At 63.7% G+C, this 993-nt stretch carries 1 protein-coding gene; it reads right to left on the reverse strand.

Translation table 11 applies throughout. The features are described from left to right. Positions 1-993: transglycosylase domain-containing protein (locus AC1DWI_RS24405; RefSeq protein ID WP_477726075.1), on the reverse strand; the 993-nt coding region annotated here is incomplete at both ends.

The raw sequence follows: 993 nt of genomic DNA on the forward strand, positions 1-993 counted from the left end.
GCCATACACAAAGGGCTTGAAGGTCGAGCCCGGCTGGCGGCGCGCCTGCTGCACGTGGTCGAACTGGTCGCGCGCAAAGTCACGGCTGCCCACCCATGCCCGGACCTGGCCGTTGGTTGGGTCCAGCGCCATGAAGCCGGCCTGCAGGCGCGTCTTGTCGTCCTTCAGGTTTTGCATGAACTCGGCGTCCGCCAGCAGCGCCTTGGTGGCCTGGTCGTCGGTCTGCCCCTTGGTGCGCAGGGCCTTGTATTCGGCGGTGTCGCGTATGAAGGCCAGGGCCAGTTCACGCGGCGCGCCGCTCTTGGCCTTCCAGCCCGAGTTAAAGCGCCAGTCACCGGCCACCGTCTTTTGCAAGCGGTCTACCTGCACCGCCAGGGCCCTGTTGGCCATGTCCTGCAGGCGTGAATCAATGGTGCTGCGCAGCACCAGGCCGTCGGCATAAATGTTGTAGTCGTTGCGGTCGGCCCATTCAATCAGCCAGCGGCGCAGCTGCTGCGCCAGGTGCGGCGCCGAGCCCAGCTCTTCGTCCTGGCGCTCAAAGTCGATACGCAGCGGCTTCTTTTTCAGTGCCTCCAGCTGGGCTACGGGCAGCTTCTCGTGCTTGACCATCTGCGCCAGCACCGTGTTGCGGCGCTGCATGGCGCGCTCGGGGTTGGTCACCGGGTTGTAGTAGGCCGTGCCTTTGAGCATGCCCACCAGCGTGGCGCTTTGCAGCACGTCCAGTTCGTTGGCGGATTTGTCGAAGTAGGTGCGCGCCGCCATTTCAATGCCGTAGGCGTTGTACAAAAAGGGCACGGTGTTGAGGTAGCTCTCCAGGATTTCGTCCTTGGAATAAACCGCCTCTATCTTGAAAGCCGTGATGGCTTCCTTGAGCTTGCGCGTGATCGACAGGGAACGGCCGATTTCTTCCGGGTAGAGGTTGCGCGCCAGCTGCTGCGTGATGGTCGAGCCGCCCTGCGTCTTGCCGGCGGCCGTGTGCAGCACGGCCGACAC

It is taken from the genome of Polaromonas sp. P3_C2, from assembly GCF_056402675.1.